25 protein-coding genes are annotated in these 24,826 nt (G+C 36.2%); 15 read left to right on the plus strand and 10 right to left on the minus strand.

Annotation, left to right across the window (positions count from 1 at the left end):
• Nucleotides 1–91 precede the first annotated feature (91 nt).
• From AC1ECF_RS04150 to AC1ECF_RS04160, 3 genes are all read right to left on the minus strand, one after another.
• Nucleotides 92–763, minus strand: a complete 672-nt coding sequence (locus AC1ECF_RS04150) for a hypothetical protein (protein ID WP_480388139.1) — start codon at nucleotides 761–763, stop codon at nucleotides 92–94.
• 87 nt (nucleotides 764–850) lie between these two features.
• Complete coding sequence (locus tag AC1ECF_RS04155) at nucleotides 851–1,048, minus strand: hypothetical protein (protein ID WP_480388140.1); 198 nt, start codon at nucleotides 1,046–1,048, stop codon at nucleotides 851–853.
• A 153-nt stretch (nucleotides 1,049–1,201) separates the two neighbouring features.
• The gene (locus AC1ECF_RS04160) at nucleotides 1,202–1,651 is read right to left on the minus strand and encodes an RDD family protein (protein ID WP_480388141.1); all 450 of its coding nucleotides are present in this window, start codon (nucleotides 1,649–1,651) and stop codon (nucleotides 1,202–1,204) included.
• A gap of 495 nt (nucleotides 1,652–2,146) precedes the next feature.
• On the opposite strand from AC1ECF_RS04160, the gene AC1ECF_RS04165 reads away from it, so the two are divergent.
• The 8 genes from AC1ECF_RS04165 to AC1ECF_RS04200 all read left to right on the plus strand — a co-directional run bounded on the left by AC1ECF_RS04165 (nucleotide 2,147) and on the right by AC1ECF_RS04200 (nucleotide 7,615).
• Nucleotides 2,147–2,743 (plus strand): VanZ family protein, encoded by a 597-nt coding sequence (locus AC1ECF_RS04165; protein ID WP_480388142.1) that lies wholly within the window; start codon nucleotides 2,147–2,149, stop codon nucleotides 2,741–2,743.
• Nucleotides 2,744–3,393: 650 nt separating this feature from the next.
• Entirely contained in the window at nucleotides 3,394–4,302 is a 909-nt protein-coding gene (locus AC1ECF_RS04170) for a phosphotransferase family protein (RefSeq protein WP_480388143.1), read from the plus strand.
• 31 nt (nucleotides 4,303–4,333) lie between these two features.
• Nucleotides 4,334–4,624, plus strand: a complete 291-nt coding sequence (locus AC1ECF_RS04175) for a YciI family protein (RefSeq protein ID WP_480388144.1) — start codon at nucleotides 4,334–4,336, stop codon at nucleotides 4,622–4,624.
• 92 nt (nucleotides 4,625–4,716) lie between these two features.
• A complete protein-coding gene (locus tag AC1ECF_RS04180; protein ID WP_480388145.1) occupies nucleotides 4,717–4,983 on the plus strand; it encodes a hypothetical protein in 267 nt (88 codons plus the stop codon).
• Between the two features lie 126 nt (nucleotides 4,984–5,109).
• Complete coding sequence (lepB, locus tag AC1ECF_RS04185; RefSeq protein ID WP_480388146.1) at nucleotides 5,110–5,667, plus strand: signal peptidase I; 558 nt, start codon at nucleotides 5,110–5,112, stop codon at nucleotides 5,665–5,667.
• Nucleotides 5,668–5,738: 71 nt separating this feature from the next.
• Nucleotides 5,739–6,653, plus strand: coding sequence for an aminoglycoside phosphotransferase family protein (locus tag AC1ECF_RS04190; RefSeq protein ID WP_480388147.1), 915 nt, complete (start codon nucleotides 5,739–5,741; stop codon nucleotides 6,651–6,653).
• A gap of 32 nt (nucleotides 6,654–6,685) precedes the next feature.
• Nucleotides 6,686–7,108, plus strand: a complete 423-nt coding sequence (locus tag AC1ECF_RS04195) for a hypothetical protein (RefSeq protein ID WP_480388148.1) — start codon at nucleotides 6,686–6,688, stop codon at nucleotides 7,106–7,108.
• Between the two features lie 33 nt (nucleotides 7,109–7,141).
• Nucleotides 7,142–7,615: a hypothetical protein gene (locus AC1ECF_RS04200; protein WP_480388149.1), complete on the plus strand. Its 474-nt coding sequence runs from the start codon at nucleotides 7,142–7,144 to the stop codon at nucleotides 7,613–7,615.
• A 201-nt stretch (nucleotides 7,616–7,816) separates the two neighbouring features.
• On the opposite strand, the gene AC1ECF_RS04205 is transcribed toward AC1ECF_RS04200, so the two are convergent.
• Nucleotides 7,817–8,383 carry a hypothetical protein gene (locus AC1ECF_RS04205; protein ID WP_480388150.1) on the minus strand — a complete coding sequence of 189 codons (567 nt, stop codon included), beginning with the start codon at nucleotides 8,381–8,383 and terminating at the stop codon, nucleotides 7,817–7,819.
• Nucleotides 8,384–8,850: 467 nt separating this feature from the next.
• Between AC1ECF_RS04205 and AC1ECF_RS04210 the strand changes: the two genes are divergently transcribed.
• The 3 genes from AC1ECF_RS04210 (at nucleotide 8,851) to AC1ECF_RS04220 (ending at nucleotide 12,125) form a co-directional block, all read left to right on the plus strand.
• The gene (locus AC1ECF_RS04210) at nucleotides 8,851–9,645 is read left to right on the plus strand and encodes a class I SAM-dependent methyltransferase (RefSeq protein WP_480388151.1); all 795 of its coding nucleotides are present in this window, start codon (nucleotides 8,851–8,853) and stop codon (nucleotides 9,643–9,645) included.
• Between the two features lie 285 nt (nucleotides 9,646–9,930).
• Complete coding sequence (locus tag AC1ECF_RS04215) at nucleotides 9,931–10,392, plus strand: N-acetyltransferase family protein (RefSeq protein ID WP_480388152.1); 462 nt, start codon at nucleotides 9,931–9,933, stop codon at nucleotides 10,390–10,392.
• 461 nt (nucleotides 10,393–10,853) lie between these two features.
• Nucleotides 10,854–12,125 carry an MFS transporter gene (locus tag AC1ECF_RS04220; protein WP_480388153.1) on the plus strand — a complete coding sequence of 424 codons (1,272 nt, stop codon included), beginning with the start codon at nucleotides 10,854–10,856 and terminating at the stop codon, nucleotides 12,123–12,125.
• Between the two features lie 517 nt (nucleotides 12,126–12,642).
• Here the strand turns inward: AC1ECF_RS04220 and AC1ECF_RS04225 are convergent.
• The gene (locus AC1ECF_RS04225; protein WP_480388154.1) at nucleotides 12,643–13,164 is read right to left on the minus strand and encodes a hypothetical protein; all 522 of its coding nucleotides are present in this window, start codon (nucleotides 13,162–13,164) and stop codon (nucleotides 12,643–12,645) included.
• A 540-nt stretch (nucleotides 13,165–13,704) separates the two neighbouring features.
• On the opposite strand from AC1ECF_RS04225, the gene AC1ECF_RS04230 reads away from it, so the two are divergent.
• Nucleotides 13,705–14,250, plus strand: a complete 546-nt coding sequence (locus tag AC1ECF_RS04230) for a GNAT family N-acetyltransferase (RefSeq protein WP_480388155.1) — start codon at nucleotides 13,705–13,707, stop codon at nucleotides 14,248–14,250.
• Between the two features lie 224 nt (nucleotides 14,251–14,474).
• On the opposite strand, the gene ltaS is transcribed toward AC1ECF_RS04230, so the two are convergent.
• Entirely contained in the window at nucleotides 14,475–16,445 is a 1,971-nt protein-coding gene (ltaS, locus tag AC1ECF_RS04235; protein ID WP_480388156.1) for a lipoteichoic acid synthase, read from the minus strand.
• A 203-nt stretch (nucleotides 16,446–16,648) separates the two neighbouring features.
• On the opposite strand from ltaS, the gene AC1ECF_RS04240 reads away from it, so the two are divergent.
• Both AC1ECF_RS04240 and AC1ECF_RS04245 read left to right on the plus strand, forming a co-directional pair.
• Nucleotides 16,649–17,137: a hypothetical protein gene (locus AC1ECF_RS04240; protein WP_480388157.1), complete on the plus strand. Its 489-nt coding sequence runs from the start codon at nucleotides 16,649–16,651 to the stop codon at nucleotides 17,135–17,137.
• 386 nt (nucleotides 17,138–17,523) lie between these two features.
• Nucleotides 17,524–17,880 (plus strand): hypothetical protein, encoded by a 357-nt coding sequence (locus AC1ECF_RS04245; RefSeq protein WP_480388158.1) that lies wholly within the window; start codon nucleotides 17,524–17,526, stop codon nucleotides 17,878–17,880.
• A 54-nt stretch (nucleotides 17,881–17,934) separates the two neighbouring features.
• Here the strand turns inward: AC1ECF_RS04245 and AC1ECF_RS04250 are convergent, their stop codons facing one another.
• The 4 genes from AC1ECF_RS04250 to AC1ECF_RS04265 are packed head-to-tail and all read right to left on the minus strand — an operon-like array spanning nucleotide 17,935 to nucleotide 23,190.
• On the minus strand, nucleotides 17,935–18,918 hold the full coding sequence (locus AC1ECF_RS04250) for an agmatinase family protein (protein ID WP_480388159.1): 984 nt from the start codon (nucleotides 18,916–18,918) through the stop codon (nucleotides 17,935–17,937).
• Nucleotides 18,915–20,180: an imidazolonepropionase gene (gene hutI / locus AC1ECF_RS04255; RefSeq protein ID WP_480388160.1), complete on the minus strand. Its 1,266-nt coding sequence runs from the start codon at nucleotides 20,178–20,180 to the stop codon at nucleotides 18,915–18,917. Before hutI ends, AC1ECF_RS04250 begins: the two co-directional genes overlap by 4 nt.
• Nucleotides 20,181–20,184: 4 nt before the next feature.
• Complete coding sequence (hutU, locus tag AC1ECF_RS04260) at nucleotides 20,185–21,846, minus strand: urocanate hydratase (RefSeq protein ID WP_480388161.1); 1,662 nt, start codon at nucleotides 21,844–21,846, stop codon at nucleotides 20,185–20,187.
• 15 nt (nucleotides 21,847–21,861) lie between these two features.
• A complete protein-coding gene (locus AC1ECF_RS04265; protein ID WP_480388162.1) occupies nucleotides 21,862–23,190 on the minus strand; it encodes a YjiH family protein in 1,329 nt (442 codons plus the stop codon).
• A gap of 161 nt (nucleotides 23,191–23,351) precedes the next feature.
• On the opposite strand from AC1ECF_RS04265, the gene AC1ECF_RS04270 reads away from it, so the two are divergent.
• Nucleotides 23,352–24,821: a helix-turn-helix domain-containing protein gene (locus AC1ECF_RS04270; RefSeq protein WP_480388163.1), complete on the plus strand. Its 1,470-nt coding sequence runs from the start codon at nucleotides 23,352–23,354 to the stop codon at nucleotides 24,819–24,821.
• The last annotated feature ends 5 nt before the right edge of the window (nucleotides 24,822–24,826 follow it).

The following is a 24,826-nucleotide window of genomic DNA, read 5'->3' on the forward strand; positions in this document are numbered from 1 at the left end:
CTATAATGGAACATAATAATTTTTAATGGAAGAATAAAAAAAGAGCCGATCATAGCTCTTAATATTGAACGAAAGCCCTCGTTCAATAAGGTTAGTCATGAAAACTCCCAGTTTTGATAAGGACCCCTTGTTTATCAAACCTTTTGTGTTTGTATGGAACCTTGCTTAATTTTTTGTATTTTTCATTCCAAATTATATCTATGAATGGAGATGTTCCTTGTAGAAAGCGGTCAGGAGTCACGTTTTCATAACGATAACATTCGTTAGGGTATGTTTCACTAACATTAAATAAGGCAAGAACATTTTCTTCGAATGCAATTCCACCGATTTTAAACTCATAGACGGTATACAATTCTTCGAGAAAATTTGTAAAGTCTGTAATTTCCTCTTTTTCTATTCCTATTTGATCCCACTCTAACGAATCAAAGAAAGAACCATAGAACCAAAAATTGACCATTATTGCATCGGAAGAGACCATTTCTATTTGTAATGTCGCTTTTCGTTTCCTTAATAAACAGACGTATAATCTCAATCTTAAAGAATGTATGTAATTTGTTTGGGTGTCCTCTTCGTCATAGGGATAGCCTCGATCAAAAAAATCAATCATTTCATCAACGTTTTTGTCATAGATTTCAATTTTGTTTCTGACTTTGGACAAATTAAATAGAATATCCTGTATAGTTTCTGTTTTATTTTCTTTAAGTTCCAACAAGAAACTAACTTCAAGGAAAGGACCGCCTTGTAACCATGGGGGATGTTGCATCAACTATTCCTCCTAAGTCTTTTTCTCGTGATATAAAAGCATATAAAAAGGGAAGTGCAAATTATCTACTATCTTAAATATGCTATTTTAATAGCCATCCGCCGCAATCGCCAGCATAAGAACAAGAAGGAAAATCCCCAAAGCATAAAACGTTATAGATAAAATTTTGTAGTTATGTGTTTTTCTTTTTCCTTTTATACCTAACTGTAGATTTTCATGATATTGCAGCTTATAGCTATAGCTAAGAACTAAAAACAAAGTAATTGCACCAATAAAAAAATACATTTTTTATTCCCCCTGTATTATTTTGCAGAATTGTGGTCTATCATTTTAACCCTTCTAGGAAGTTAGACGTAGCCTTTTATTCAGGGGGCTGTTGTAATCCCTTTACACCCATGTTTACCTTTTGATTCTCGCTTTTCCTTATGTATAGGCAGCTTACTTTTTAATAACGTACGTTTTACAAATCTTATCATGTAATCCTTGTTTGTATGTCGTAAAAGCCACCATAATATAACCAATACACAAGATGCCCGACAACATATATGAAAAATATCGTCCGATTGATTTTCCTAAAGAGATAAACTCGCCATCTTCTCCAACGACATGTAAACCAAATAGTAGTTTACCTGGAGGACCTCCAAATTTTGCTGTCAAAAAGCCAAAATAAAATATTCCAATCATCGTAGTAAAAACGAAACTGATAATATGAAAGGTTGATAATAGACCAATATTCTCTATGCCAAGGAAGTAATCCCCATAAGAAACATCAGGATGAGTCAATGATAATATGATATATTCTATCCCATTGATAGGAAGAAATAATATAATACCATCTACTAAAGTTGCCACAACGCGTATCCAAAAACCAGCGTATTTCGACGCCACTATATCGCCTCTTTCTTTTAGATGTTTGTATCTTTTATTATATAGATTACATTTCAGTTAATATAGTAAAATTTTACATAGCTAATAGTGTTTTGTACCTCTTGGTGTAAATGCTCGAGGGTTGATGGCGTGTGAAAGTTTGCAGCTTGCCCAAATCTCGGATTTTTTTAAAACATATCCAGAAGCCGCAGGGCTGGAGTATTTACGACTTTGCATGTGATTTTTACAACATACTGGCCTGTTTTTACGACATAACGGCTTATTTTTACAACATTAGAGCAGGGGCGAAGAGAAATTACAACATTAATCGTTATTTTTACAACTTTACTTGCTATTTTTACAACATAACGATTCATTTTTACAACATTTATAGAAGTCGCTTCTCCAAATACCAAAATTTCATTTAAAAGAAGATCATTACCTCTTAATTATCCAAAAAAGCTCCCCTTTTATAGAAAATATTGTAAAATATATGTAAGCGCAAGGGGGGAGCAAATGGAGGCTCATTATTATATCTATAACATCGTGTCTTATGGAATTATTCTGCTGCTCGTTTATATGTTTGTGGATATTTTCTTCGATTCTTTTCGTAAAGTAGAAAAACCAGCCGGAAAAAGAATGCTGTTGTATAGTTTTTTATTCTATTGTTTGTGTTTGCTGCAAATAAAGCTTGGTGGTATCGTCCTTCCATTACAGAAGGGCAATGATTTCTATAGCACCTATATTTCCACTGAAAGTTTGTTTGCCTTTTTCGAAACAACACATTTTACTATTAGAAGCTTGAGCTCCTTTGGAATTTGGGGGAACCTTCTCTTATTTTTCCCATTAGGTGTTTATGTAGCTATTCTTTTTCAAGTTAGGCAACTGAGAGAAGCTGTAGCGGTCATCATCATGAGCTGTCTAGGAATTGAATTACTGCGTTATGTGTTAGGAGGAATGGAGCTTGTCATGTCAGGAGGTTCAGTGAACATCCTCACTGTTTTATTTGCGCTTCTACATATAATAGGTGGAGTAGCTGGCTTTTATTTGGTGAAAAGGTCGTCCTGGTGTAGGACATCCATCTTCAAGAGGATAGCTTGGAGGGCGGAATAGAGGTGAAGATAGGGACGGAAAGCATGACAGTTAAGTTAAAATATTAGAGTTATAAGCGTATTTCATCGGCAGATGGATACGCTTTTTCAGTTAAAGTTGGCAAACAGATAATTATACAAATCAATCAGCATATAGATTGTGCAAATGAACGGGATGAGTATAATAGCGAACGTTTTTCTCAGGAATGATAAATCATCCATCTTCATTTTATTTCCAAAGATTAAATACAATATAAATAGAATAAAAGACAGAACGATAAATAGGGTTCCTGAAAAAAAGAAAAGATAAAATTGTCTCTCTGAAAAGGTAATATCCCCTGGATAACTTGAAGCAGCATAAAAACGCATTATATCAATATATAAATGACTTCCCAACCATAGATAAGTAATAGGGATACATATTAGTAGACCAATAAACATGAATAAAAGCATGATGTCACTTCCTTTTTATGTATGTAACTAGAAGCTTATATCTTAAAGTAGTTTTCGTTTTTTGTATAGTAATTTCCAAATGAAATAGTAAGGATTAAAAGATAATTATTATTTTACGGAATAAATGGGTTGCTGTTTGCATTTGTTTGGTAAATAATGTTAAGTGTATACGAATAAAATAGGGCTGATTTTTTACTTGTTAGTAAAAGGAGATTATCTATGAACTTAACAATCAATAAGATAGAAACATTAAGAAGTAGCATTGCAAACGTTATAAAGAACGTTCTGTTATGGAAAGTAGATGAAATAAAGTTTATAGGTAATGGGGTTAATAATGCAGTTTTTTTAATAAAAGAGAAAGATTTAGGGATGCTCGCCATTCGCACTCCTTGGAGAGTGGAAGAAACTTCGAATGATATAGATTTAAGTGGCATCACTTCATTAAAAAAAGAAGCAACTATTTCCGAGCATTGTCAGAGGTATGACATTCCAGTGCCTAAAGTTCATAAGCTTTACTTAAGTGAAGAAATAAATTTTTTAGTTACTGATTATATATGTGGGGATGCTCACGAGATATCTTCTTATGATGTAGGGAAACTTACTTCTAACATACATAGAGTGCCTTTGGATGGACTATTCATTATTGATCAGAAAGAACGGACGTTAGGTAACATTATCTCTAATAGAATAACAGAACGAGTTCGTATATTAAGGAAGCTAAATGAAAAAATCATTATCCCTACTACTGAGGAAATGGAGGCCGTGCTGAATACAGCGGCAATAAGAAACTGTTTACTTCATCTTGATGTAAGACCCCCAAATTTAATAGGAACGAAAGGGGTTATTAAAGGAATTATCGATTGGGATAATGCATTCATTGGTCATCCAATAATGGAGTTAATGAGAGTGCTTGAGACAAAAGAATTAAACGAGGATGAATTTTTAAGAGGATACGACAATGCAGACATTCTATTAAATACAGATGAAATAGTTCAGTCCATTTATCGGCTAGATACAGCTTTGATGCTATCTGTAGTCTTTACCTCTATCGTTAATGATCCAGTTAAAAGAGATTATTACCTTATGCGAGTACGCTTGTTAAGTCAAAAAATAAAGAATAACGTGTAGTCATCCAAACTCTACAATGGGAGGTTATTTTATGAAAGCAGTGATTATCTATTCAACAGGAAAAACATGGTTAGAGGGAAAGCCTCATTGGGAACAAAAATTAGTGCCACATCGCCATTATTTAGTAGAGACTTTGAAAGATAGATTGGTGTCTGCTGGACCATTTATGGACCATACTGGAGGTTTGGTAATTTTGGAAGTCGAAAATTTACAAGAAGCCAAAGAAGTTGCAGAAAATAATCCTGCGGTATTAGAAGGAAAGTTTGAATATGTAGTTCATCCTTGGGAACCTTTAGAAGGGTATTTTACAAAGAGTAGATGACCCGTTATACAAAAGGATAATGGTTTGTTTAGGTATAACTTTTTTCCTGAACTAATAAGGTGTTTAGCTGAAAAATAAGTGGGGGATGAAAAATGAAAAGTTATCTTAATATTATATCTATCCTAATATGTGTATTAAATTTAATAGTTTATATTTTATTTTTCAATGGGATTAATTTAGTGCCAGATGAAGTAATCTTTAGTCTATTGACGGTTGGTTCCATTGTTGGCTTCATCCTTTCATGGATGGGACATAAAGGAGTTACGAGGAACATTGGACTTTTTGGAAATGCTTTTATTCTATTGTTTACAGTAATTGGACCGCTCATAGTGCGTACTTTTATATGGAACACACCTTAAACAAATAATTAATTTAAAATGTAAGAAAATTGTAACTTTTAGAAAGTTAATCTCGTCTCTAAAAAGTAAGTGTCGAAAAGTTTGTTTGGAAACACTAAATGTTTGATAGAGAAAGAGGTGTTGGATGTGGAGAAAATAAAAGAAAAAAATGAATTTCTAGATTGGGTAAAAGCAATAGGTATTGCAATTTTAATCGTTGGTGGGGTGAGGTTTTTCCTTTTTACACCTATAGTGGTTGATGGCGCTTCTATGATGCCAACAGTTGAAGATGGCGATCGAGTGGTCGTAAATAAAATTGGACCACAATTTGTGGGCTATGAAAGATTTGATGTGATTATATTTGAAGCAAACAAAGATACGAATTATATCAAACGGATTATTGGGCTTCCTGGTGACCGCATCGCTTATAAAAACGATGAACTTTTTATTAACGACGAGAAGCAAGAAGAACCCTACCTAGAAGAATTTAAAAAAGCAAAAGGGAAACTTACTGGAAACTTTACATTAGAAGAAATTTTAGATGAAGTAACAGTGCCAAAAGGACACTATTTTGTACTAGGCGATAATCGTCTTAACAGCACAGATAGTAGAGACCCCCGAGTAGGATTTGTTCCTGAGGAAGAAATACTGGGTACTGCGAAAGTAATAATTTTACCTCTAGATAATGTGAAGATACTTAAATGATCCATTAGTTGAGCTGTTCATACGGCTCTATTTTTTATTGAAATAAGTTCATGGAGAGCAGGAGCGGTATGTTGGAAAATAAAATTCAAGAAGTAATAGGTAGTATAAAAATCCTTAGCAACTCCATTAAAGTTACTCGGCTTTCTAAAGGGTATTCACCAGATGAAAAGTATATTGTTCTGGATGGAAATGGGAATCGTTATTTATTACGCATAACTAATCTGGAAAGGTACGATAGGAAAAGGGAAGAGTTTAACGTTTTAAGGGATATTCGAAAGTATGGGGTTCATTCCCCGGAACCAATTGACCTTGGAATGATAGAAGAGCTTGGTATTTGTTATAGCATATTTTCTTATATCGAGGGGGACGATGCGAAAAGTTTGCTAGGAACCCTTAATGAACAAGAACAGTATGAAATTGGCCTAGAAGCAGGAAAAGACCTAGCGCGGATTCATTTTCATCCTGCTCCGTTAGAGGTGAAAAATTGGCATGAGCAATCTATCCAAAAACATCATAGGTACCTAAAGGAATACAAGAATAGTGGTATTAAAATAAACAAGGAAGATAAGATTATTAGTTTTATAGAAGGCAATTATTATTGTTTAAAAAACCGTCCTAATCAGCTTCAACATGATGACTTTCATTTAGAAAATATAATAGTAAAGGATAAAAGCTATGTTGGAGTAATTGATTTTGATAATTATGATTGGGGAGATCCTTTTCATGACTTCGTAAAAATTGCTTTTTTCAGCAGAGTAGACAGTGTTACTTTTTCTGTTGGACAAATTGACGGATACTTCGATAACCATATACCTGAAGATTTTTGGAGGCTTTATTCCACCTATTCCGCAATGGCTATTTTTTCGAGTATTGTTTGGTCTATCAAAAAGTCCCCAGAGCAGCTTGATAAATTTCTAGAACGCATAGATCTGATGTTGGAGGATCATAAGGGCTTCGAAGTGTTAAAGCCAGGATGGTATAGGTAGCCGTATTTTTAATAGTATCTATCGAGAGGAGGATGAATGTTCTGAAGAAAATTTTCGGCTTATTTTTCCTGGTGTTCTTGGTTTCCTGTCAAACTTATAGTAGTGCTCATATTACAAAAGAAGAAGTGGTGGGGGTCTTGCAAGATTATCAAGTGGAGTTGTTGGAAGCGAACATTCCAAGAGGGAAACCCTTCGGAACGAAACTAAATCGTGTGAAGCCGAGTGAATATGAGTTAAGTGGAAAACCTTTCTATATATATGAATTTGAAACAGAAGATGACCTAAAGAAGGGGAAAAGTGACTTTCGTGAAAAGACAGCAGATATGAATTTGGTGTCTTCTGGAACATTTGAGAATAGAAATATACTTATTTTTTATGTACATGGTATAAATTCAGGGGAAATCCCGTTTGAAAAAGAAATAGGAGAAGCATTAGCCAGTATTATTGAGGGGTGAGCCTTCTTATAAATAGGGAAATGAGGAGTATAGGTGGTTACGTTAAAAGACTGTTCAAATAGTTGTGAAGTTGAACTAACGATAGAATCAGTAAATGAAATGAGTGTGGAGTTCAATCTATGCTTACGTTCTGGTCACAGTTTTCCAGAAGTTCATTCAGGAACAATAAATTGTTTAAAAGAAGATCTTCTGGAGATGCTGAGTGATTTAAAGCGACTAGATAATACTTATCTAAGTATGTTGGAGCATAAAGATCCTGGTTTGTGTATTTATCATATTCCTGAATTCGGCACTTATTACTCTCCTACATATGGTTTTCTAGTTCCTGAAAAAGAATGGGGACGCGAATTTCTGTATACATTAATTTTTGTACTAGATGCAGGTGAAATAAATCACTCGAGGGCAACAGGAAGTGGCCCTGCTTTATGTCTAAAAGCTAAAATGGAGCAAATAAATGAATTCGTAGATAGTTTGAGATGGAAGGTTAATAACTTCCATACAATTTGAATAAAGAGTTACGTTTTATAGAATACTAGATTTCTCCCAGAAGGTAGGTATAGAGATCACAAGATGGTTATTCATGATGATGAATGCAATCGTCTTTCATACAGGCGCAACAAGTAAAGCAGAATGTAAAAGAAGCATAAAAAAGGAGGTTTTAGCCTCCTTTAACTTTCTATTATATTTTCAAAAATAAACCTAACTTGTTTAAATATTCAGCGGCTCGATATCGTCCCAACCTGACCCAAAGCCAAAAGTATCATAGAAGAAAAATTCTTCGATTAATTTATTATATTTGTCCGATTTTTCCCCAAAGAAGAGACCTTTTACAAAACATATCATTCTTTCTATCAGGTATGTATAGATTTTTTTAAGATGCTTCTCTGTTATCTTCCCTTCTTTCAATAAGACTGTCAGTGGATTGTCCTCTTCTGCAAAATAAAACATCCCAAGCGCAAGCCGTATAGAATCTTCATCCCTGTCGAATTTAAGGATATAATCCCTACTCTCCTGGTTTATTCCTTCAATATAATAATCAATTATCATGTTAATAACTCTATCTTTTTCTTCGTTTGTTTTATCCTTCCCATAAAGCAAGTATGAAAACACATAACCGAAACGATTTACCATATGCTTGTTTATTTGTTTCATCTCGGAATCTTTAATATGCTTCACGTGTACATCTTCAACGGGACCGTTGCGATAAACAGTGTGGACATATGCCTTTGTAAATTGGTTTAACGTTAGTGCTTTCCCTGCCATTTCGACTGACATATCAATCACCTCATTTAGTATAAATAACGATATCGTTTTAAAGGAGGAGAGGTAAGTGTCTAGTTCTCTCTCAAATGCGATTTATAATTAACATATCGTTATTACTATTATTATAGCTTACATCGAAACCAAATTGTGTCCTTGAGGGACACGAAAATCGACAGAATTAGACAAATATTTTTTGTTCAACTTCTAAAAGCTTTGTTCATCATTCGCCTCAACAAGATGCTTAAAACTATCATTTTTTTAAAAACCACCTAAAATTAGGTGGTTCTGTAACATTTATATTGTCTTTTCCGTAATATAGTGGCAATGAGTTAAGGTGTAACAGTAGTATTCCTCGCTCAAGTCAAAACCTAAGATAGATTATATGTTTTTGCTAAGCTTATATTGCTGCGTATTTCTTTCAATAATTATTTCTAGTATAGTTATATAGAAGTACAAAAAGTAATTTGTAGAGGTCGAACATGGAATTAAAAAATGAAAGTAAAACACTCTTTATACCCTTATTAGGGAAAGCTGTGATGAGTAAAGAAAATATATTTCTACATGATCCAAAAGCAGAAGAAATAATAGCTAAAATAGATTATGATTTTAATTCATTAAAGCAATCTAAATGGTTATCTATGTATATGAGTGTTAGGGCATTAATAATAGATGAGTTATGTAATAAATATATATTGGAACATCCTAATACAACGATTCTTCATCTTGGCTGTGGACTTGATTCTAGGTGTTTACGAGTTAATCAAGGATTTGATGTCTGGTATGATATTGATTTTGAAAGTGTAATTAATATAAGGAAAAATTTTTATGATATAGACTCTAAACATAAAATGATTGGAAGTTCCGTCTTAGATTATAGATGGATAGATCAAATTCAAGATCCCGAAAATGTATTAATCATTATGGAAGGATTGACAATGTATCTATCAGAAAATGAAATAAAAGAATTAATTTCACACATAGAGAATAGATTTGACGAGGTTCATTTGTTATTTGATGCGTATTCTAAAAGAGGAGTTAGATATTCTAAAATCAAAAATCCTGTAAAACAGATGAACGCAGAAGTGAAATTTGGCATTAATAATCCGGAAGAATTTTTATCATTACATAATAAATTAGAATATATAGCAACACATCTAATAAAAAAAGACGACAATAACTTGCATGGTTTAACAAAATTTATTTTTAATCATTTATATTGTAGTAGAATATCTCAATCCTTATATAAAATATATGAGTTTAAATTAAAAAGATAAATAAACAGAGGCGTTAATCCGTGAATGGATTAACGCCTTTTTTGGAACTTACTCAAACTCCATAAGAAGAAGGAAACAACAACATATAACTAGAGTCGTTAAATACGAAGTGTTATTTTTGGAATATTATTTATGTTGTTATTCAAGGTTGTTATAATTAGATATATTTGGAATTCTATTAAGTTTAAAACAGATTAAAGGAAATAGTCTATGAAAGCGCAATTGTAAGGGAGTATATGTAAAGAGGGGAATATCAATCCTAATCACATGAAATGGGGAGAAATGATGAATATTAGATTAGCCGAGATAAAAGACATAAAGCAATTAATAAAAATGAGATGGGATTTTACGATTGAACATGATGAAAGTAAAAAAAACGAATCATTTTCTGACTTCGAAAAAGAATGTGAAGCATTTTTAGAGAACGTTCTAAAAAGAGGGCAATGGTTTATTTGGGTTGCGGAGGAAGGTGAGAAAATTACTTCACATATTTACATAGAATTAATACAGAAGGTGCCGCGACCAGGAAGGATAACGTATCCATTTGTCTATATGACAAACGTATATACACTACCTGAATATAGAAGTAAGGGTATTGGAAGTAAATTACTAGGGGCTATAAATGAATGGGTGAAAGAAAATAACTATGAATTTGTTATTGTATGGCCAAGTGAAGACTCCATAAATTATTATAAGCGAAATGGCTACATTCACTGTACTGAACCAATGGAATATTTTCCTTCCTAACGTAACGGGGGTTATTTTTCAAGACCTGCTTGGAACGAACAAAATGAATGAAAAGGAAGGTGGTTAAAATAGAGGTCTTAGTAATCATTCTATTTTTATGTGTATTTTTGTGGTCTATTACGAAAACAATAGTAACTTTAACAGATAAGATTTTAGAAGTACAAGAGAGGCAGTGCGAATTATTAGAGGAAATAAAATCAAGATTAGATGATAAATGAGAATAGAAGCTAGTGGGAGTATTTATTAAGAGGAATATAGATTGAAGAATAAGTGTTATACAGTCGATAACGATATAACTGAATTAGATATAAGAAAGAAAAATATGGAAGTAAAATGAGGGGGCTATGCTAAAATAAATGAAAGATTGTGAAATGATGTCCTTCAACTAACGGGCAGTTTAGCTCAGGCAGGAATATAGTTTAATTTGTATATAATAATTGGTATTGTGGTAAGGGGGACTTATGAAATTGGGGGAATCTATAAATTATAAGAGTGCAAGCCTATTCAAGAATAAAAACTTTCTTATGTATTGGTTAAGTTACGTTTTTTCAGCTTTAGGCGATGCTATATACTTTTTTGTTATTCCTTGGATGATTAAAGAGATAACTGGCTCTGGAATTATGATGGGGATGTTTTTATTAGTAGTTGGAGTGCCAAGAATTATATTGATGTTATTTGGTGGTGTAGTTGTCGACCGTTTCGACGGAAGAAAAATTATGTTCATTTCAGATATCTCACGGGCTATAGTAATGCTTGGCATATTTATTTTAATGGTAACAAATAGTATAAACATGTTTTCTATTTTTACTTTAGGATTTATATTTGGAGTCGTAGACGCATTTTATTGGCCGGCAGTTACTGCAATCCGTCAGAGAGTAGTATCAAAAGAACAGTATGTGCAATCTAATAGCTTATTGTCAGGCACATGGCAAATAACAGCATTATTTGGACCTTTAATGGGAGCATTTCTATACCACATAGACAAGGGAATCATGTGTGTGTTTGTTACAGGGATTGCATTTATTCTATCAGCATTAACACTGTACTTTTTGAAATTAAACCCGATTATTAGGGAAAAAGAAAGCAATGAACTTAAAAGATCTATCATAGAGGATTTAACTTTCGGTTTAAAATATGTACTACAAAATCGTTTGGTTCTTACCTTAATTATTACCATGCTTTTTGCAAACATGAGTTTTAGGATGTTAGAAGTTGGACTGCCTTTTTTAGCTGAATTATTACAAGCAAACGAGAAGGAATTTGGTTTGATGAAGTCAGCTCTTGGAGCCGGGGGATTAGTCGTTTCTTTCATGTTAACTTTTTTTATTATAATTAAAAATCCTAGCCCAAAGGTCAATATGATAGCTATATCTTGCCAAGGATTAGGGTTATTATTTTTGGGGTTAACGACAAATTACTTACAAGCAATTGCAGCTATCTTCTTTATTGGTATAGCAACAGCAGTAGTAAGTACTATTGGACCAAGTATATTTCAGAAAACCATTCCAGAAGAAATGATGGGGCGTGTATCAAGTATTAATATGATTGTTGCTCAAGGAGCAGTACCATTAGCACAGGCAGCAGGAGGATGGTTCCTAGATACCACAGGACCAAATACGTTATTTATTGCTGCTGGTATTGTAGAAACCTTAACGGGATTGGTTGCATTAATGTTACTAGCAGTTTACTTTTATGATAAAAGAGAGAAAAATCATACAAAGGAAGTAATTTAGCAGTTCTTCAGTATATATAGGGGGATACTTCTGTAATAAACGAATTGGTTGCGTACTACGAAGAATTTCGACAATATAAATCGGCTCTTATCTATCTAAAAAAATACTATAAAGGAGTAAGGATTCAAAAGGGGAACTAATAAACTTGTCTAAGGTTCCGATTCTTTATGAATTGGGTCCTTTTTAGTTATCCTGAAGCAAAAGATTTTAGCTACATTTAATATGAAGGCATAGTCATAAAGTTCGTTGGTCTGAGAATAGTAAAGAAGATACCTTCATAAGTAGAAGAATAAATGGGGACGCCTATTCATTATATGAAATGGCGTCCCTTTTTTTTATTTATCCCGCATTAAGGTACAGTAGGACTCCCACTTCAAGAAGGCAAAAGAAATGAGACAGCTAAGTGGGAGATCAACTGTCCCTAAAAGCCCGATTGGTTCAACTAATGATTGGTGGGGGATGAGAGAACCCCCCCACCAATCAAAGTTTCACTTTATAGAGAATTACAAACTTGTAATTACGGCGAAAAATTCACACCCTGTTTAAAACCTTCACCATACAAGTATGAATCGATAACTTCAATATGACTTGGATAAAAGCCAGTATCTGAATCAACTCTAAACCTTAATAAGAGATAGCCACCTGACAATCCATCACTAAACGGCATAAAAGCCCATTGATGTGTAAGTATTTGTGCTTCTTCCTCTAAAAATTCCATTCCATCAGCTAAAGAGTCATAAGGAATCAAATGTGAATTCTTCATAAGTTCTTTGATTACATCTTCTTTTGTACCTTTGTAACCTACTAGTTTTAGTTCATCAGAAGAATAGATTGGGAAGACCTTTACTTTAGAATCGGCCAATTCTAAATCACTGAGAGCAGTATTTAGCTGTGCCTCTAAGTTAGAATTCTCATTTAAAGTTTTATTGATCACACTGGCGTTTTCTTTTAGTTGCTTTTGATAGTTAAAATTGTAGTACGTTAACACACAAACCGTTATTGTCAGCAAAATAATTATTGTATTTTTAATTATTCGCAAAGGTAATCCTTCTCTCGGTTACTTTAGGGACACCATGTAAAAACAACAATAGTCTGTACCTTTGTTTCATTTTCTTCACTCCTAAAGTATGAATTTTATTAGCTAAATAACTAAATAAACATTGACTGTTTCCTTACATAATTCATAAACCCGCGGGATTTAGTAAATAAACAATTGCCTGATGGGGATTGTGATTATGGCAGCCTCCTAAACTGAGTTTTTTTCCAACTATGTCTCCGTTTATTTAATCCTAGCATTATATTCGTTAATTACAATTGCGAAAATTCTGTTTAATAATAGAGTTCTTGCTTTATATTTGGGGTAAATTTACGAAACTTCTAACAAGAGAAGATATTGTACACTTACCACTTAGTAGAGAATACTTCTATTCATTTATCCGCTTCAAAAGGAAGAAGCCTATGCTTTTGGGAGTAACAATCTTTCCTCCTAAATAGTGATAGTAAAAGGATTATTGCCAACTTAATAGAATATAGACATATGGCAGAGTAAATTTCTTTTTAAGAATGGGAAGGTGTCAAAATGAATATTGCAGAAGAAGTCATCATTTCTTCTTTACAGGATGAATTAATTGAAGACATCAATAAAACAAACGATTATTTTACAGTGTTTGGTAAGGTTGTACCCAGTTTTCAATCAGGAAAATGGTCTTTTGAAGAGCATTTATTTGATGAAACGAAAGAAATTCGATTCCCAGAGGATAAATTTGATTGGAACCAATATATAAACCGTGAAGCTAAAGCTCTCTTTTTAGCTTATCAGCATAATAATTGCATTGGGCAAATTAGAATAATAAAGGATTGGAACCGCTTCTGTTATATTGAAAATATCGCAGTAAAAAAAGAATTTAGAGAATATGGAATCGGAATGTTGCTCTTAACGAAAGCGGAAGAGTGGGCAAAACAAAGAAAACTTATTGGAATGTCTCTAGAGACGCAAGATGATAATCTTGGGGCATGCAGATTTTATGTGAAGCAAGGATTCGTACTAGGCGGAGCCGACACATTGAAACAGTCTTATAATCCTAATATAGAAACCACTCTATATTGGTATAAGTTATTCAAGTAACGGGGGGCTTTACTTCAGGAAGGAGTAAAGCGCATTCTCCTCGTATTGGTTCAACTCAAGCAGCATGATTTACATCTTCACTAGGGTACTGCTTTCTTCAGCTAATACTGTTACGGTAAATACTACGTCTTTTAGCCGAGCTAATGTGGATTCAAAAATTTTTCATTAAAAAAAGGCAGAAATGTTATTTACAACATTTCTGCCTTTAAAACTTAATGAGTAGACTATTTCAAACCTGATTCAACATCGGTTTGTTTAATTTCTGAGTTGATATAATTGTATTCAGAACGATCGACTGGTGTGAAGTTTTCTGGTGTATAGAATCGCAGTAAATCTCCATTCACTACTCGGTCTGATAAATCTAATCTGTCCTGTACGAATTTTTGATAGTTTTTCGCTACATCTAGTTGATCTTCTTCCAACAGTAACCCGGTTTTTGTGTCGTAAAACTTGTCAGCTACATAAGTAATGTCTGGGCTAACAAATTCACCGTTACGGAATGGCACAATTTCAATATGCTCTGGAGATAATAAGTCTGTACCAAAGTGTACGTAATCCTTTGTCTCTTCTCCTAATAAATGAAGGAGCGTTGGAAGGATATCTATTTGTCCTCCATATTCATGATTAACGCCACCTTCAACGCCAGGTACGCGAATAAATAATGGTACTCGTTGTAGCTCTGCCTTACTTACAAAAGGTGTTACTTCTTTACCGAGAACGGTTTCCATTGCTTTGTTATGGTTTTGAGAAATACCGTAATGGTCTCCGTACATGACAATAATCGAATTATCGTATAGTCCAGATTCCTTTAAGTAATCAAAGAACTGCTTCAATGCTTCATCTGCATAACGAGCTGTTTGGAAGTAATTATCCACTGATCGATCACCCGTCGTATGCGGTGCAATTGTAGCTTCTTCCTGATTCATCGTGTACGGATAATGATGCGATACCGTTATAAATTTTGTATAGAATGGTTGAGGCAACGTTTCTAACAATGAAATCGATTGCTCATAAAACGGTTTATCGTGTAACCCATAATCCGCTAATTGCGCTGGGTCCATATCATAGTAACTGGAATCAAAGAAATGATCATATCCAAACGATTTATAGATTTCATTGCGGTTCCAGAAGGTTCCTGAGTTCGGATGGAACACCGCTGATGTATACCCTAGAGAATCTAAAATCGCAGGTGCCGCTTGGTACGTATTCAAACCTTTTGTGGTAAACGCTGACCCTTGTGGCAAGCCATATAGTGAATTTTCCAACATAAACTCTGCATCAGAGGTTTTTCCTTGTGCCGTTTGATGGAAGAAATTATCGAAATACATCATATTCTCTTCCTTAGTTAGAGAATTTAAAAATGGTGTAACCTCTTCCCCGTGTAACTTGTAATCAATTAAAAACTCTTGGATGGATTCAAGGTGCAAAAAGATGACATTCATCCCTTTACCAGCTCCAAAGTATGTTGGATTTGGTTCAGCATGTGTAGATTTGGTGTGGTTAATCACTTCTGTCATGTCATCGCTATCTGCCAAAGCTCTTTGCGCAGATGCACTTGTACTTTTTACCGCATCGTAAATGGTGTAATTATACATTCCTAAATATTTCACAATATAATTACGGTCGAAGCCTCTAGTTAACAATTGAGGTCGATCCATTTCTGCCAAAGCTAAATTCACCCCTGAAATCCCTATTCCCAATAGGAAGATGATTGCCATTCTGCGAGGCTTGAAATTCGTCACGTCTACTTTTACAAATTTAAAAGTAAGCATTCCAATTAGGATGACGATATCAAGGAAGAATAACAAATCATATGGTCTCAAAAGAGAAGTGATACTGCTACTTACATCCCCGAAATTTTGGGTTTGCAAGATAGTCGGCAATGTAATGAAATCGTTAAAGAAACGATAATATAAGACATTGGCATATAAAAGGAAAGACAAAAGAAAATCAATAACAATTAACCAGATGTATTTTCTTTTTCCTTTAAATAACCAAGCAAAGCTTAAAAATACTATAGCAGACCCTAAAGGGTTTAAAAGTAAAAGAAATTCTTGAAGTGAATTTCCTATGCCTAAATCAAACTGCGTTAATTGAACAATATACGTCTTTATCCACAAAAGAAGGACAGCTGTAAAGAAAAAGACCGTATATTTACTATATATTTTCTGGAATTTCTGAAACATTCTATCCATTATGATCCCCAATCTATATATACATCTAATAGTAATCTACTTAATAGTAATCACTTAAAATAAGTATATCTACAAACAATTTTTACCACTTGGTAACCTATCACTTTAAAATGATTTTTAATATGCAAGGTTCATTTAGGGATTATACATTAAAAAGAACAAAAAATAAATTCTTTTTACATGACTAGAAAGGATTATATCAGATGTCAGAATATAAAATAATAACCGCGCCTATTGAGTTGAATTTTCTGTTATTTGTAAAAAAGATATTTGATAAGACTTGGGTTACTGATATTAGCTATGAAAATTTTTATCAGGATTTTGAAGATAGACTTGAGGGCTTGTGGAATAAAAGAGTGGATTCATTATTCACTAAGAAGAGCTATGTGTTAAATGAAAGTTTTGTAGAGGAAGATATCAAGGAATTAGTTGCGAATGAAAAAATTGGGGAAACAGTGGTCAATGAATTTAAGAATTTATGGGGTTGGGAAAGTTTACCTCCACATGGATACGGGAGTCTGATAGAGAGAATAAGTGGAAGTTTAAAGAGTGAACAGATTAATAGGATAGTCGGAGCTGACACCATTCATATAATGATTACCTTTGATGCCATTCCAGCTGGGTATAAAAGAGAAATACCTGAAGATAAACTAAAAATCCATCCTTATATGGAATTTCTGAGATATGTGTAAAAGTTATAGAATTAGTAGAAATAGACGACTTGATTGCAATATTTATAAATAAAAGAAGAACTCCAAAATTAGATGGAGTTCTTTTTGATTTCATTAAATAAATTTTTACATATTCTGTTAATTGGAATAAAATTAGAGAAAAGAGACCTGAAGGGGAAATTGGGTGCATATCTTTACAATTAAAAGAAACAGTGGATTTCAATGAAAGAGAGAAAACAATCATACAAGTGACTACGTTAATAGATTTATCAATTTTTCTAAAATGATAAATTAACATTCGAAATACATATCAATTCATATTAAAGATTGACTCGTTTTCAATGAGTTCTCCCAATTGGAAACAGTTAGTTTCCTTCATAATTCATATAAGGGAAAAAGGAGATGCTATGGATATACTCAATATTCTGTTTGTGGTGTTCGTATGGACAATGTCTTTTATAAATGGTTGGAATCACTATAGGAAGCTGGAGGAGAAGGAACGGACTACCCTTAAGAATGATTTAAGAAAACCTTTTTCTAAATTCGGGCTTATCCCTATCACTCTTGGTTATCTTGTATTTTTTACAGGTTCTAGGGCGGGATTAGGAATAAAAGGTTTAAGTTCTGTAGGGCTTGGTATAGTCTTCTTTGGTTGGACCGTAGTTTGGGTGCTCAATTTGAAGAGTGGAGAGGAAAAGCCTTTAAAGTGCATAGCAATGATTTTGCTTGGCGCTTCTATCCTAACTGCTTATATTTATTTATGATATTAAGCTATAGAATAAACGAACCGCCCCTAGCCAATAGCTAGTGGGCGGTTTCTATTTTACATGCAAATGCTTATACCGACTCACCAGATAAGTAAGAAAAGCATAAGTCACGGCCTTTACGGTTGTCCCTACATTTGTATCCTTATGTGGGTCGATGCAGACGAAGTCCATTGCGGTTAGACAATCGTATTTGCCGAGCTCGTACAATAGGTCGAATAGCTCGTCTGTACGCATGCCGCCGGGAGTGGAGGCAGGGACACCTGGTGCGTAGGCGATATCTAGTACATCAATGTCAACAGTTACGTAAACCAGATCCACTTTATCCTGGAGTTTTTCGATTACTTCTTTTATTTGTGCCACTGCACCCTTACGTCTAAATTCCTTTAATGTAATCATGTTTACCCCATAATGAGCTGCCACATCTATTAAGGAAGGGGCATTGTAAAAGCCGTGCAAACCTATGTTGTAGACATCCTCTCCGCGAACAATCCCATTGTCTAACAGCTGTCTGATTGGAGTTCCGTTAGATGGTCCATGCTCCTCGACGTTTCTCAAATCTAAATGGGTATCGAATTGAATAATGCCTATTCGTTTTTGTGATTCTGCTGCATTTGCACGAATTAAAGGAGCGGTAATGGAATGGTCACCGCCAATCGTGATAGGAAAGCTGTTTGGATAAGCCTTCAACACATCCGTCTTGGCATTCTGTATATTCGAATGGCAGGTGAGAATGTTTGTGCCATGCATTTGAATATCTCCTAAATCGGCTACCTTCAGCTCCCGAAAATCGATTTGATCGTCTATATAATAGGTAGAGAAGTAGTTCCAGCTTTGACGAAATGCTGCAGGAAATTCCGATGCCGCAGAAGCACTAATGGAGGAGCGGGAGAGAGGGGCTCCCATCAGTACTACATGAGGCTCCTCGCTTGTTTCCCATCCAGGCATGATCCAATCCTTTACTTTCATGTCCTGACCGATTACTCGGCTCCACGTAACAGGGGGCTTCGTTAGATAACTGCTTGCTAAATCCTTCATAGTAGCACACCATCCTTCACAACCAGCTTTCCAGCCTTCACTACTGTGTTTGTATGATTCATTCCATAGAAGTATTGCAGCTGCTTGTAGTTCGGCACGTCCAGTAAGAGAATATCCGCTTTTTTGCCTGCTTCAAGGGAGCCTACTTCATGTCCTCGATTGATGGCATAGGCAGCATTAATTGTCGTCGCACAAAGGACCTCTTCCATTGTCATTCCCATGTTCATACAAGCAAGATTTTGAATGAACGGAAGACTGATGGTAGGGGAGGAGCCAGGGTTAAAGTCTGTAGAAATGGCCACTGGCACCCCGGAGTCCACCATTAGTCGTCCGCGAGCGAAAGGTGCACGAAGGAAGAATGCTGTCCCTGGTAAAAGCACGGCAATTGTTCCAGCCTCCGCCATTGCTTTAATTCCTTCATCCGAGGCAACTAGTAAATGCTCGGCAGAAATTGCCCCGACCTCTGCCGCAAGCTCTGCTCCTTCATATGGCTCAATCTCATCCGCATGAATTTTAGGGGTAAGTCCATATTGTTTTCCAGCTTCTAAAATGCGTCGAGACTGCTCAGGTGTAAACACACCCAGCTCACAAAACACATCATTGAACTCGGCTAGTCCCAGTTCAGCAACCTGTGGGATCATTTCCTCGATAATCAAATCAACGAATGTATCCTCATTTCCTTTGTACTCCTTCGGGACTGCATGTGCGCCCATAAAAGTAGAGATGACATCGACTGAATGGTTTTCCTGCAGCTTTTTTGCCACCTCTAGCTGCTTCTTTTCTGTCTCCCAATCAAGACCGTATCCAGACTTGGCTTCGACAGTAGTTACTCCATGCTGTAAAAACTGATTGAGATGACGATACGTTTTTTCATAAAGCTCCTCAAAGCTCGTTTCTCGTGTTTTCGTCGTCGTATAATGAATACCCCCACCAGCGTTCATGATTTCCATATAAGTAGCGCCTGCCAAGCGCATGTTGAGCTCATGCTCTCTCGTTCCTCCGTGCACCAAGTGGGTATGGCAATCCACTAAGCCAGGCATCGCTATTTTTCCAGCAGCGTCTATCACCTCAGCGGATTGAAGAGCATCCCCATATTGTCTTTCTAGCTCAGTAAGTGAGGCAACCGCAACTATGCGGTCGCCTTCTATTAAAATACTGCTATTTTCTTGAATGTTTAATTTGCCCATTGCCGCACGGGTTCTAGGTCCTGCTGTGTCACTTTGTAATGTCAGTATTTCGTTTGCATTTTTTATTAGTAACATCGAATCATCCCTTTAGCATTGGCATTTTGATGCCTTTTTCTTTTGCTGTTCGAATTGCGCTTTCGTAGCCTGCGTCGGCATGACGTACGACACCAAGACCTGGGTCGGAGATTAGCACACGATTAATCTTTTCAGCAGCCATTTCCGTTCCATCTGCCACTAGCACCTGACCTGCGTGCTGTGAGTAACCCATTCCAACGCCACCACCATGGTGAATGCTTACCCAGCTTGCTCCGCCGGCAGTGTTCACTAATGCGTTTAACAGCGGCCAATCGGAAACTGCGTCTGAGCCGTCCTTCATTCCCTCGGTTTCGCGGTTAGGGGAGGCAACAGAGCCAGAGTCTAAATGATCTCGACCGAAGACAATCGGAGCCTTCAATTCGCCACTCGCTACCATTTCATTTACCTTGAGTGCAAAGCGATGACGGTCACCGTAGCCTAGCCAGCAAATACGAGCAGGGAGGCCTTGCCACTTCACCATTTTTTGCGCCATATCAATCCAATTGACTAGTGCTGTATCGTCTGCAAACATTTCCTTCGCTAGCTGGTCTGTCTTATAGATATCCTCTGGGTCGCCAGATAGTGCTGCCCAGCGGAACGGACCCTTTCCTTCACAGAAAAGAGGGCGAATGTAGGCAGGTACAAAGCCAGGGAAGTCAAAGGCATTCTCCACTCCCATTTCCTTTGCATAAGCACGAATGTTATTTCCGTAGTCGAATGTTTCCGCACCAGCAGCCTGGAATTCAAGCATCGTTCGAACATGCTCTGCCATCGTTTCCTTTGCTTTTTGCTCGTAGGTTTTTGAATCCTTTTTGCGAAGCTCTAGCGCCTCCGCTAATGTCATGTTGTTTGGCACATAGCCATTGATCGGATCATGGGCAGATGTTTGATCTGTCACGAAATCAGGAATGACACCGCGGTTTAGCAGCTCTCGGTTCACATCCGCACAGTTTCCAACAAGTCCGATAGATGCAGGCTCTTTTGCTGTAGTTAATTTTTCTACTAGCGCTAGTGCCTCATCTACAGTTTCCACTAGATAATCACAATAACCTTCTTTTATTTTCCGTTCGATTCTTGTACGATCGACCTCGACCACTAATATAACGGCACCAGCCATTTTTCCAGCTAGCGGCTGAGCGCCACTCATACCACCCATACCACCAGTGAGGATGAAGCGACCTCTTAAATCAGCCGAGCCAAACTTTTTCTTTCCTGCTTCTACAAAGCTTAAATACGTTCCTTGTAAAATGCCCTGTGCACCGATGTAGATCCAGCTTCCAGCAGTCATTTGACCATACATCATTAGGTTGCGTTCTTCTAGCTCATAGAAGTGATCCCAATTTGCCCAGCCTGGGACTAAATTCGAGTTTGCAATTAATACGCGAGGAGCATGCTCATGTGTCTTGAATACAGCAACTGGCTTTCCTGACTGCACAAGCATCGTCTCGTCGTTTTCCAGCTCCTTCAGTGTCGCAACTAGCTGGTCGAAGCTTTCCCAATCTCTTGCCGCTTTTCCGATTCCTCCATAAACAACTAGCTCGTCTGGATTCTCTGCTACCTCAGGGTCTAAGTTGTTCATGAGCATTCGCATGGCTGCTTCCTGTGTCCATCCCTTACAGGATAGCTCTGTTCCTCGTGGTGCACGTACGTTTGTTTTGGATATCATCGACAATTCTCCTTTTTAAAATAGTAGGTATGCTATAGGTGTTACGATAATTAGTGTCAATACTACTCGTTCAAACCAAATAACTAAGATATGACGTAGCTTTAATGGAATCTCTGTGGATAAAATCAATGGAATCACAGCTGAGAAAAATAACACAGATGATATGGATACGACAGCTACGATAAACTTTGTTACAAGTGCAGCCTCTGTCACGACTAATGCTGGCAAAAATACTTCCGCAATAGATACAGCTAATGCTTTTGCGGCTAGCATAGGCTCGGGAATCTGTAATAAGTAAGTAAAAGGCGCAAAGATATAAGCGAGCCAATCAAAGACAGGTGTATAGGTCGCTAAAATCAATCCTAATAATCCAATGGATAGAATGGACGGAATAACCCCCATTGCCATGATTAGACCGTCTCGAAGGTTTTGCCAAACGGTTTTTGCAAGAGAAGGGTTATTTTCTACCGCAGTAATCCCTTCCTTCCAAGCTTCTTTTAAACGATCCTTCTTCACCAGCTTTTCTGGCTGTGGGGTACTGCCCTCAAAATAATCATCCTTCATGTTGCGGAGCGGATATAATCTTGCAGTGATTGCTGTTACTAAGAAGGTAACAACAAGCGATACCCAGAAAAAGGTGTTCCAATGCTCCATCAAACCAAGCGTTTTTGCAATCACGACCATAAAGGTAGCGGAGACAGTTGAAAAGCCGGTTGCGATAATGGCAGCTTCCTTAGCAGTGTAACGTCCTTCCATATACACTCTATTTGTCAGCAATAACCCAACCGAGTAGCTCCCAACAAAGGAGGCAACTGCATCTACAGCAGAGCGGCCTGGAGTTTTAAAGAGTGGTCTCATAATTGGCTGCATTAATACGCCGATAAATTCTAGTAACCCATAGCTTACTAATAGTGCTAAGAAGATAGCACCAATGGGAATCAATACTCCTACTGGCTCAATGAGCTTATCCATCAAATAGGGTCCGATATCTGGATTTGCCAGCCACGATGGAGCAATGTTAAAAATCAACAAAATACCAGCTACTAAGCCCCCAATTTTAAAGAAGGAGAGAATCATGTCTACAATCGACTTGTTCCATTTCTTTGTGACAAATGGATAAATGGCTCCACCGACTAACAGGATGAAAATATAAATGGTTACAGCGGTTGGGGCAGTGTTCCGAATGAATGTAACAATATGGTCAATTAAAATAGTAGAAGTGCCATTCCATTCAAATGAAACAAAAAAGCTAAAAATACCAATTAAGCTGCAGACAACCATCTTCATAATGGAGTTAATAGGAGCTGTTGCTTTTTCCTTCAGCTGGGTTTGCAGTTGAACCATATACATACCTCCTCTTAAATGTAATTTTATTCTATCGTTCTTTATTTTCTGAATAAATAGAATAATAGAGGTGATTATAGTAAAATTAAAAGATATATAGCATGTCCTTAAATAAAAATAGAAATTATATATGAAATAGAAAAAATGAACGGAGATGGAAAATGCGAATCTTACTAATTGACCGAGATATGCAGGAAATGCAGGGGATAAAATGGTACTTAACGACATACATAGCAGCAAAGTTAGAAATAGAAACAGAGAAGTCCGTTTATACGGCTACGGATAAGGTGGAGACTTGGAAACCAACCGTCGTCATTGCGGATATAGAGCTAACAACCACGTCATTTTTAGAGAAGCTGCGTGAGAAAAACATTTCCTTTATCGCAATAACAGCGAATCCGATTTTTCAACATGCTCAAAAGGCGATTCGTTATAAGGCGATTGAACTCTTTACAAAGCCAATTCCGCTTCCTCAATTGAAATCGGTTTTATTATCCATCCCCCAGCCATCCTCCTTAAAAGAAGAACAATTTACAAGTAGGGAAGCAAAGCTATATGCAGATTTATTTTTACAAACCTCGGAGATCATTGATAACTCGGTGCAACCGTTTTTCCTTATAGAACCATCAAGGGTGGAGGACAATCTGAGGTTGTATCATTGGTTAATGCATACGCCAATTTTCGATGACATTACCGCGGTTCCTCTGCAAAAGCGAATTGTTTGTTTAGGAAGAAACTCAACGAAGCAGGAAATAGTGAGACAAGCCCGGATTTTTATTCAGGAATGGCACATGATGAGTGGAGAATACGTGAATATTGCTATCTATGATGGAAGCAATGCAACAATCCGTTATATGTATGATCAGACACGTCTTCCTTTAATGAAGCGATTTTATCAGGGGTATGAGCATATCTTTTTTGCGAATGAAGAGGAGCAAGTAATCTCGCTCGATCCATTACTCACTCCTGAGCAGCAGCAATATTGGATTCAAAGCTTGGAAAATCACGACATAGCTTCTATCAAACGATTTTTATATGAGCTTTCACAAGCTACTTCCTATTCTCATGATGACGTCCGAATCCATTTAACTAGTATTCTTGCGCAAATTCGACGCTATATGCAAAAGTATCGAATGCAGCATATCGCTAAGCTAGAGGCTCAGTATAGACAGCTTTTTCAAACGATACTAGAGGAGCCCATTCTTTATACGATTATTCAAGAAATGATTTTATTTACCCAGTTGGTAATGAAACAGGCTGCTGTTGCCAAGCAAACGGCACAAACCGATTATACAGAGCTCGCGATTGATTATATTGACCAGCATTATACGGACCCGCAGCTTTCGTTAAAAGCAGTATCGAAAGAGCTAGGGGTCAGCCCAAATTATCTCAGCCATTTATTCTCCAAAAAACAAGGAATCTCTTTTAAGCGATATATCCAGCGGATCAGAATTCAACATGCAGAAAAGAGCTTAAGAGAAACTTCTTTTTCGGTATCGGAAATTGCTCATATGAATGGCTTTGAGGATGTGAACTATTTTATCAAGGTTTTTAAGCAATCACATGGGTATACTCCCTATCGTTATCGCATAAAATGGCGAGATAATCTTCAGAAGATAAATTATTTATAGTAAAT

The sequence above is a fragment of the Psychrobacillus sp. Z3-81 genome, from assembly GCF_056620325.1.